General features: G+C 52.9%; 11 protein-coding genes. 1 reads left to right on the forward strand and 10 read right to left on the reverse strand.

Annotated features, from left to right (window positions below):
* Positions 1–8: 8 nt before the first annotated feature.
* The 5 genes from SMC3_RS04950 to SMC3_RS09600 are packed head-to-tail and all read right to left on the reverse strand — an operon-like array spanning position 9 to position 4,521.
* Positions 9–857, reverse strand: a complete 849-nt coding sequence (locus tag SMC3_RS04950) for a formate/nitrite transporter family protein (RefSeq protein WP_119089899.1) — start codon at positions 855–857, stop codon at positions 9–11.
* Between the two features lie 16 nt (positions 858–873).
* The gene (gene fdhF / locus SMC3_RS04955; RefSeq protein WP_119089903.1) at positions 874–3,594 is read right to left on the reverse strand and encodes a formate dehydrogenase subunit alpha; all 2,721 of its coding nucleotides are present in this window, start codon (positions 3,592–3,594) and stop codon (positions 874–876) included.
* Positions 3,595–3,615: 21 nt separating this feature from the next.
* Positions 3,616–3,720: a 4Fe-4S binding protein gene (locus SMC3_RS09935; protein WP_119089904.1), complete on the reverse strand. Its 105-nt coding sequence runs from the start codon at positions 3,718–3,720 to the stop codon at positions 3,616–3,618.
* A 28-nt stretch (positions 3,721–3,748) separates the two neighbouring features.
* Positions 3,749–4,378: a molybdenum cofactor guanylyltransferase gene (locus SMC3_RS04965; protein WP_119089900.1), complete on the reverse strand. Its 630-nt coding sequence runs from the start codon at positions 4,376–4,378 to the stop codon at positions 3,749–3,751.
* Positions 4,375–4,521: a hypothetical protein gene (locus SMC3_RS09600; protein WP_207799673.1), complete on the reverse strand. Its 147-nt coding sequence runs from the start codon at positions 4,519–4,521 to the stop codon at positions 4,375–4,377. The genes SMC3_RS04965 and SMC3_RS09600 overlap by 4 nt, the downstream gene beginning before the upstream one ends.
* A gap of 341 nt (positions 4,522–4,862) precedes the next feature.
* On the opposite strand from SMC3_RS09600, the gene rpsT reads away from it, so the two are divergent.
* Positions 4,863–5,132 carry a 30S ribosomal protein S20 gene (gene rpsT, locus SMC3_RS04970; RefSeq protein ID WP_119089901.1) on the forward strand — a complete coding sequence of 90 codons (270 nt, stop codon included), beginning with the start codon at positions 4,863–4,865 and terminating at the stop codon, positions 5,130–5,132.
* A gap of 199 nt (positions 5,133–5,331) precedes the next feature.
* Here rpsT and SMC3_RS04975 read toward each other — a convergent pair whose 3' ends face one another.
* The 5 genes from SMC3_RS04975 to SMC3_RS04995 are packed head-to-tail and all read right to left on the reverse strand — an operon-like array spanning position 5,332 to position 8,619.
* Positions 5,332–6,024, reverse strand: coding sequence for a redox-sensing transcriptional repressor Rex (locus SMC3_RS04975; RefSeq protein WP_126850793.1), 693 nt, complete (start codon positions 6,022–6,024; stop codon positions 5,332–5,334).
* 11 nt (positions 6,025–6,035) lie between these two features.
* Positions 6,036–6,617 (reverse strand): ATP-binding protein, encoded by a 582-nt coding sequence (locus tag SMC3_RS04980; RefSeq protein WP_119088335.1) that lies wholly within the window; start codon positions 6,615–6,617, stop codon positions 6,036–6,038.
* Positions 6,614–7,345: a PHP domain-containing protein gene (locus SMC3_RS04985; RefSeq protein WP_119089902.1), complete on the reverse strand. Its 732-nt coding sequence runs from the start codon at positions 7,343–7,345 to the stop codon at positions 6,614–6,616. Before SMC3_RS04985 ends, SMC3_RS04980 begins: the two co-directional genes overlap by 4 nt.
* A 3-nt stretch (positions 7,346–7,348) precedes the next feature.
* The gene (locus SMC3_RS04990; RefSeq protein ID WP_207799674.1) at positions 7,349–7,681 is read right to left on the reverse strand and encodes a hypothetical protein; all 333 of its coding nucleotides are present in this window, start codon (positions 7,679–7,681) and stop codon (positions 7,349–7,351) included.
* 8 nt (positions 7,682–7,689) lie between these two features.
* Positions 7,690–8,619, reverse strand: a complete 930-nt coding sequence (locus SMC3_RS04995; protein WP_119088337.1) for a CBS domain-containing protein — start codon at positions 8,617–8,619, stop codon at positions 7,690–7,692.
* Positions 8,620–8,625: the final 6 nt, after the last annotated feature.

Here is an 8,625-nt window from a genome sequence, read left to right on the forward strand (position 1 = left end):
GGTTGGTCCTACTTTGTCTCCACAGTGCCAGGACCCTTCTTCAAATATGCGAACCAGTAGATAAAGCCGACGAAGAATGCGCCACCAATGATGTTACCTATAGTCACAGGAATGAGGTTCTTGGTCCAGAGGGTTACCCAGTTCAGTCCTGCAAAATCTGCAAGGGTCTTGCCTGTAGCCGCCACAACCTGGGGAACAGACTTAAGGAGGATGCCGTAGGGGATGAAGAACATGTTTGCAACAGAGTGCTCGAAGCCTGAGGCAACAAAAGCCATGACGGGGAAGAAGACTGCGAACAGTTTTCCAATGATATCCTTCGAGGCAGTTGCCATCCACACCGCAAGGCAGACAAGCCAGTTGCAGAGAATGCCCCTGACAAGTCCCTGAACGAAGGTAAGACCGACCTTGGTTCCCGCGATCTTGAGTGCAGCGGAACCAACGAGGTTGCCATTCATGCTCCAGAGACCCGACCAATACAAGAGAAGGGCAATAAAGACCGAGCCGACCAGATTGCCGATGTAGACTGCAACCCATGTCTTCAGGACCTCTCCCCAGCGAACTTTCTTCTCCAAAGCCGAAATAACAATAAGGTTGTCACCCGTGAAGAGCTCAGCCCCAGCAACCACGACCAGCATGAGTCCCACGCTGAACACGGCTCCAGCAATGAACTTGGTGAAGCCAAACCCGAGCGTCGCATCGGAACCAACAAGAATCGACAACTGTGCACCAAATGCGATAAAGGCACCCGCGAGAATCGCAAGAACAAAGAATTTCTTCATAGGCATCCTGCACTTGCCCTGACAAACATCTCCCAGCTTCTCGGCAATTTGAGGTGGTGTAAACATCGGTAGATCCATTCCTTTCCTCCCCTGATCAGATTTTTTCAATCTTACATGCTGCGACTTTGAATTCAGGTATCTTCGATACCGGATCAAGGGCCGCATTTGTGAGAAGATTCACGCTTGCCTCATGGAAATGGAAACTAATGAAGACTACTCCCTTCATCGGCTTATCGGAGATTCTGGTCTCGACTTCGATACTGCCTCTTCTTGTCGAAACCCTTACCGTTTCGCCGTGTTCGATATGAAGCTCCTTCGCATCTTCCTTGCTGACCTCCACATAGTTTCTTGGAACGAACGTGTCGAGAACTTTCACTCTTCTGGATTCTTGTCCAGAGTGGAAGTGGTAGAGAATTCTTCCGGTGGTAAGAAGTATCGGATATTCCCTATCCGGAAGCTCCTTTGCCTCAATGTACTCGACTGGACTAATGAGCGCTTTTCCGCTCGGCCTCTTGAAGACTGCACCATAGTGAAGGATCTTTGTTCCAGCGTGTTCGTCAGTGGGGCAGGGCCACTGCAGACCACCTCTCTCAAGACGCCAATGGTGAATACCGGCGTACGATGGCGTGAGGCTTGCTACTTCATCCATGACTGCCGCAGCGTTCCTGTATGTCATAGGGTAGCCCATCTTTGTTGCAACGAGCGAAACAATCTCCCAGTCGAATTTTGCATCTTCTGGCTTTTCTCGAGCAGTTCTGAGCAGCTGGACTCTTCGTTCGGTGTTTGTAAATGTTCCTTCCTTTTCATATGCGGCTGCGGAAGGAAAAATAACGTCTGCAAGTTCTGCGGTCTCCGAAATAAAGATTTCCTGAACAGCAAGAAACTCGAGAGCCTCCAGTCCCTTCCTCACATGAGTGATGTCGGGCTCCGTCATGAGAGGGTTCTCTCCCATGGCATATACCGCCTTGAGATGCCCACTGAGAGCAGCATCTCCAAATTCAGTCACAGGAAGCCCTGGCTTGTCCGAAAGTCTGACGCCCCATGCCTTTTCGAATTTCTCTCTGGCAGTGGGATCGGTTACTTTCTGATAACCCGGATAAACATCGGGAAGAGCTCCCATATCGCAGGATCCCTGAACGTTTGCCTGTCCCCTCAAAGGATTGATGCCGTTTCCTTCTCTTCCAATGTGGCCAGTGACAAGGGCAAGGTTTGCGATGCTGAGCACATTGTCCGTACCGACTGAATGTTGGGTGATGCCCATCGTATAGAAAATCGTCGCATTGAGAGCAGAAGCATACACAATAGCAGCTTCCTCAATCAGTGCCTTGTCGACGCGAGTCAACCTGGAGACCATATCAAGGTCGTACTTCGAAACAACCTTTACGAACTCCTCATATCCTTCTGTGTGCGCCTCGATAAACTCTTTGTTGACAAGCCCCTTGTCCACCATGACCTTCATCATGCCATTAAGAAGTGCCACGTCGGTGCCTGGGAAGTGTTGAATGTAGATGTCAGCAACCTTTGCAAGGTCGGTCTTCCGTGGATCACAGACAATAAGCTTTGCGCCACGCTTCTTCTTGTTCTCTTTCACAAACTGCGCAATCACGGGGTGGCTTTCTGTCATGTTCGAGCCTATGACAAACATTACATCCGCATTCTTGATATCGTCAACCGGGTTCGTCGCTGCAGCCGCGCCAAGCGCCTTACCTAGCCCCGCAATGGTCGAGGCATGGCATAGTCTCGCGCAGTTGTCTACGTTGTTCGTGCCAATAACTGCACGGGCAAATTTCTGCACAGCGAAGTTGTCCTCATTCGTGCACCTGGAGGAGCCAAGTACGCCAATGGCATCTGGTCCGTACTTATCCTTGATCTCCTGGAGCCTTGTTGCCGTGTATGCGATGGCCTCTTCCCACGTGGCTTCCCTGAACTTCCCGTTCTCCTTGATGAGAGGCTTTGTGAGCCTTTCATTACTATTGACGTACTCAAAACCATAGCGTCCCTTGACACAGAGTCTCCCCTTGTTGGGCATAGCATCTACGATTCCTCTTGCCATCACAAGGTTGTTCTTCTTATCCTTGTACAGGGAAATATCACAACCCGTTCCGCAATAGGCACAGACGGTGTCGGTCTTCTCAAGATTGAAGATCTTGCCCTTGCCGATGCGAGGTTTCTCGACAAGTGCTCCAACAGGGCAAGCCTGTACACAAGCACCACAGAACTGGCAGTCAGTCTCCTCAAGAGGCACGTTGAACGGAGTCGACACAACACACTCGGAACCTCTCATTGCCATGCCAATTGCTTCGACCAATGCCTGGTTCTCACAGGCGTCCACGCAACGCCTGCAAAGGATACACTTCTGCGGGTCGAACTGGATAAAGGGATTCGTGTCCCATGCGGTTTTCTTTGGACTCTCAAATGCCTCCCTGTCAATGAGAAATTGGCTCTTCTTGATGCCGAATTGGTAAGCAAGCTCCTGTAGCTCGCAATCTCCATCTGCATCGCAGGTCATGCAGTCCAGAGGGTGATGCGCAAGTGCAAGTTCGAGATTTGTCTTCCGTGCTTCATGAATGGCGGAAGAATCTGTCGTAATTTCCATACCGTCGGTAACCTTGGTTACACATGCCCTTTGAAGGGTCCTGGCTTTCTTGACCTCGACGACGCACATTCCGCAAGCGCCTTCCTCGGCAATGCCTTTAAGGTAACAGAGAGTAGGAATATCATATCCTGCACTCTTGCAGGCATCCAGGATCGTCATTCCCACAGGGAATTGATAGTCCTTCCCGTCGATCTTTGCGTTGATCAATTTCTCACTCATCATGAACCCCCTCCGGGTATCTTACGTTTTGAGAATAGCACCAAAACGGCAGACTTCATAGCACGAGCTGCATTTGATGCACGTATCCACATCGATGACGTGGGTCTTCTTGACCTCGCCAGTGATAGCTTGGACAGCTCATTTATGTGCACATTTACACGCGTTCTTCCTCTATCGACTTTTCACCCGCACGCATCATCAGGTGTGCCATAATGAGATCGTCCGGTGTGTTCACATTGAAAAAAGACATCAACCGCTCATCGTATTGCATGGTGTAGACCCGGTCAATAAAGCCAATGCGCAACGACTTATTGTTAAACAGTTCCCGGACAGAGCGAACCCCCAATGCCAGCAGTTCGGCTGCGACGTTGGCGACCCGAGAAGAATAGATGGCGAACAACGGCTCAAGAAGACCATCAATGTTGGGAACAAGGATGTCCAGATCCTGCACGCACGCACGCTTTCCCATCGCCTGAGCCAATGAAGGAGAAACAAACGGCATGTCGGCACCGACCACCATGTTCAGTACCGCATCTGAGGCCCTGAGTCCACTGTAGATCCCACCCAGAGGCCCTGCATCAGCAACAAGGTCGCTGACAACTAGTCGCTCCGACTTGCCGTCTGCAGGTATGAGGCCATTGTTCTCGACGATAATGTGGCGCTGATACAGCGCACCAAGCCGACGCAGGGGGTATTCGTACAGGGGGATACCTGCGAGAGAAAGGCAGTACTTGGGCAATCCCATTCGTCGGCTACGCCCGCCTGCAAGGACGACAAGGTTCATGAGCGGCACCTGCGGTCTCTTGTTGTCGCACTGCAATAACCGGTACCAGCCACCAACTCTGTTTTCATGACCTGTCGGTACTCCTCGGGTTCTCCGGTTGCAATGACCAGGTCATCGACCAATTCCGGTAACAAGCGCTCCATGCTGTCTCCTTTCCCCACGTCACTAAACGACAATGGTGTGAACTGCTGACGTTCGCCAAACACACAGAGTAATCCGGGGCATATCCATCAGATCTGCCCGAACATGGGCGGACCATGTGAATTCTATAACAGCACGGACAGGAGTCAACCTTCCATATCCGTTACATGCCGCGTCCAAAAACCTGTGCTACCCCGTTCACAGTCTAGGAATCCTGTAGTTCGCGACATGACGGACAAGATGGTTCATTCATCATGTACGCAAGGGCCCTTCAATCATTGACATCAAGGGAAAAACGGGTACAGTAAACATGATAAGTTCCGAAGAGACAAAGGAGAGTTTCATGCCAATCAAGAGAGCTTCTGTTAAGGACGTCCGTAAGACCAAGACACGGACTGCATACAATACCGAGCATACAGCTAAGACAAAACTTGCTCTGGATATGGCTCGCAAATCCGACTATGCCCCCGAGAAAGTCGTCGACGCCGTGAAACAACTCGACAAACTCGCTCAGAAGGGCATTGTCCACAAGAATACGGCTGCCCGTAAGAAGTCGCGCCTGATGAAGAAGGCGAACGCCGCCAAGGTTGCGACCAAGGCTACTGCTTCGTAAGAGCTACTGTTGAAAGCAACCGCTCAAGGGCTACCAGCGCACTTGCTGGTGAGCCCTTTTTTCGTTTCATACTCGATTTCCTCGAGACGCTCCAGAATTCCTCTTGCAGAAAGGGCTGGAATTACAGTCGTCGCATTTTGCAAGCCGGACGTATGAATGTCTACTTACACCCGCAACGAGTAGTACCTTGGAAGCGCCGCTACTCGCTGTGTGACGCGGCATCGATTTGGGTCTGCTCCTCCCTCGCCCGCTGCTCCGCACTCTGAATGTAGAATGACAGTTTGAGGAACTCCTGCGAGAGATCAACCGACAGAACTGGGACCTTCTCCGGGGCCTTGATGCTCTGAGGTGCGAAGTTGAGGATGCCGCGAATCCCGGCCTCGCACAGGATTCGTGCGACGGTTCGGACACTGGAGGCGGGAACGGCGATAACCCCGATGGCAATGTGTTCGCGGCGAACAATCGTCTTCAACTCATCAACGGAGTACACAGGTATGCGCTCTACGTGGGTTCCGATCTTGCGCGGATCCGTATCAAACGCTGCAACATACCTGAATCCCCACTTCCGAACCATACGACTCGCAATGAGCGCTGTGCCGAGGGAACCTACGCCCACGATACAGCACTTCCACCGTTCGACGCCACGCCCGAAGATGGCTTCGACTTCGGTCTTCAGCCGAACGACATCGTATCCGGTGCCACGTTTGCCAAATCGACCAAAAACTGATAAGTCCTGTCTCACCTGTTCAGCGCTCACCCCGGTCAGCGAAGCCAACTCCCGCGACGAAAGTGTCGACGCACCTTGCTGCTCAAGGTATGTAAGACAGCGCAGATACGTGGCCATACGCGAAATGGTCGCCTTTGATACGTCTTCCAATCCGTGTTTCGTCACCGCCAGCACCTTCACGTACCGTTCTGGCCGGATTCGCCACTGCTGCCTTGGACCACGTCGCGCTCCTGCTCGCGCAAGAACTCTAGAAGCAGCAACTGCGCTTGAGGATCAGACATTTCTTCCGACGAAAAAACCGCTTGCAGTTCCTCGGTACCAACAGAATATGCCAGATTTCCTTCTGCACGGTGGATATGCCACCGCACTGCACCGTCAGAGATGAGCAGAGCAAAAATGCTCGATGCCAGGTCTCCAAACGGCAGACAGTCAATGTGGTCCGTATGAAAGGTTGCCCTGACTGTCGTTCCCTCACCTGAAACACTCTTTAGATCGACCCCTCCACCGGTCAACTCTGTGTTTTCCTTGAGAAATGGCAATCCAAGGCCGAACCTCCTGATACTGTGCGGTCGCGTTGTGAAGAACGGATCAAACACACGTGTGCGTCTATCGGCATCCATCCCGCACCCGTTGTCCCGAACGGTAAAGACAAACAGGTGGCCAGACGGATCATGGTCGATGTCGAGCCATATTTGAGTGGCTCCGGCCGTCACACTGTTGGAAGCAATGTCCAGGACATGGTCCGCTATCGTCCTCATAGTAACCTTGCTCCTCTTCCATTCTCATGTCGAAGAGCCATGAGTACTTCATGAACACTCAGCTCCTCGATTTCGAGGACATACCTGGGAGGGCTAATGGAATCAAGGTTGTGGGCGTCACTGTTCGAGACGAACTGTGGGTGACCAGGCAGCTGTGCCGCGATTTTCTCGACGTTGGCCTTGTGTGCGATCTCATATGTGGGGAACTCCATGTCTGATGTCACCATCCCCAGCTGGTACAGAAGCCCAAAACGGCGATCCAGATGGCTCGGCACGACGACACCGCCCAACTGTTCGACAAGCCCTCTCAGTTCCTCGAGACTCAGCAGACTGGCCACAGATAGCAGAAAGGGAAACTGGCCTACGAACTCATCCCGGTCATTGCAAACAAGCTGATAGCCAAAACGTTCGGGGTCATTGACGATGCGCGGGTACGATGCCAGCAGTCTGCGACCGAATTTCCAGAGGGCACCTGTCGTCTCGAAGTAGCAGAGCAGATGGACTTCCTCGGCAGTAGTAGCCTCCATTCCTGGAACAAGCAGAATGCCGTCCCGCTGAAATACCCGCTGAAATGCGGGCACGTTGCACGCCGCGTTGTGGTCAGTCAGAGAGGCAACCCGTATCCCTCGCGCTACAAGCCGCTCCGTCACCTCACCCGGCAGCATCGTGATATCCGCACACGGCGACAGACACGAATGCAGGTGCAGGTCACCGGGTACCTCCAGCACGAGCTACCTCAGCCCAAGAACGTAGAGCTTCCCGGAAACGGTATACGCCGAACCCTTGGAATAAAGGATCGTCAGGTGTTCCTTTGCGGCGTGCTCAACCGCGTCGGACTCGCAGGTTCGCCCCTCGCAGACGATAACAACGCTGATGCCGACCATCGCTGCGACGGCGATAACATTGACATGCGTCTGGATGGTCACCCAGGCCGATCCCGGGGCAGCTTTGGCGATGACTTCCGACAGCAGGTCGCAGGTATACCCCGACGTTACCAGCCGCGTTGTGTCACCCTCGACCGCAACGTCCGCACCCAGTGATTCGATGACGTCATGGACTGTCATGTTGCCTCCTATTCCTTACTTTCCAGGAAAATCATCTCAACCTTGGTGGGCTTGTCTTTGCCCGACATAATCACAAGGTGGTCGGAGAACCTGCGGATATTTGGCAGACCCATGCCCGCACCAAAGCCCAGTTCCCTGATTGCATCAGCCGCGGTAGACCAGCCTTCCTTCATCGCAAGATCGATGTTCTCGATTCCGGGTCCCTCGTCTTCTACGCGCACTATGATCTCTCCATTGCGAGCAATGGCCCGGAGTGAACCCTGACCGCCCGCATGGATACAAACATTCATCTCCGCTTCGTAGGCACAGACGCTCGCCCGTCGAACAACGGACTCACCGAAACCCTTGGTCTGGAGGAATGCCTTGAGCCGAGCCGAGCCTTCGCCAGCATTCTCAAGTCCCGTACAGCTTATGTCATACACAAAGTCTGCACTATTCTCGAACTCTTTCGAGAGGGCCGAGAAGCTACCGAGAGTAATCGTGCGTCGCTGGTCGTGGACGTACACCGAGTAGAAACTGCGAATAATCGCCGACAGGACGTCGGTGTCCGTGATCATGCCGACCAGTTTGCCATCTTCCTCGACCACCGGGAAACGTCCAAACTTGAAGCGCTGGAAACAGGACAGGATTGTCTCAAAGGTGTCATGAGCATGCAGAGAGATCACATCGCGTACCATGACTGAGTCAACAGAGTCAGCCAGACGCCCGTCGGCAAGCGCCTCAATGATCTTCGAGACCGAAATGAGCCCCACCAACCGAAAGTCGGCATCGACGATAGGCACTCCGGAAATCGACTTTTCCCGCATGAGAATGCGGGCTGCTGCAACACGATCCTCAGGACGAAGGGCATGCACGGTGGTAGACATAATACTGGAAGCGTCCAGATTGCTGAACAGCCCCAGATACCGCAGGGCTTCTACACTCTGTTCAAGGGACATCTACTA

It is taken from the genome of Candidatus Cryosericum hinesii (genome assembly GCF_003570985.1).
GTDB classification, from domain to species: Bacteria; Caldisericota; Caldisericia; order Cryosericales; family Cryosericaceae; genus Cryosericum; species Cryosericum hinesii.

Coding starts and splice junctions, on each gene's coding strand:
- fdhF (WP_119089903.1), bottom strand. CDS start 3,594: ATGAGTGAGAAATTGATCAACGCAAAGATCGACGGGAAGGACTATCAA.
- rpsT (WP_119089901.1), top strand. CDS start 4,863: ATGCCAATCAAGAGAGCTTCTGTTAAGGACGTCCGTAAGACCAAGACA.
- SMC3_RS04980 (WP_119088335.1), bottom strand. CDS start 6,617: ATGAGGACGATAGCGGACCATGTCCTGGACATTGCTTCCAACAGTGTG.
- SMC3_RS04950 (WP_119089899.1), bottom strand. CDS start 857: ATGGATCTACCGATGTTTACACCACCTCAAATTGCCGAGAAGCTGGGA.
- SMC3_RS04995 (WP_119088337.1), bottom strand. CDS start 8,619: ATGTCCCTTGAACAGAGTGTAGAAGCCCTGCGGTATCTGGGGCTGTTC.
- SMC3_RS09600 (WP_207799673.1), bottom strand. CDS start 4,521: ATGGAGCGCTTGTTACCGGAATTGGTCGATGACCTGGTCATTGCAACC.
- SMC3_RS04965 (WP_119089900.1), bottom strand. CDS start 4,378: ATGAACCTTGTCGTCCTTGCAGGCGGGCGTAGCCGACGAATGGGATTG.
- SMC3_RS04990 (WP_207799674.1), bottom strand. CDS start 7,681: ATGACAGTCCATGACGTCATCGAATCACTGGGTGCGGACGTTGCGGTC.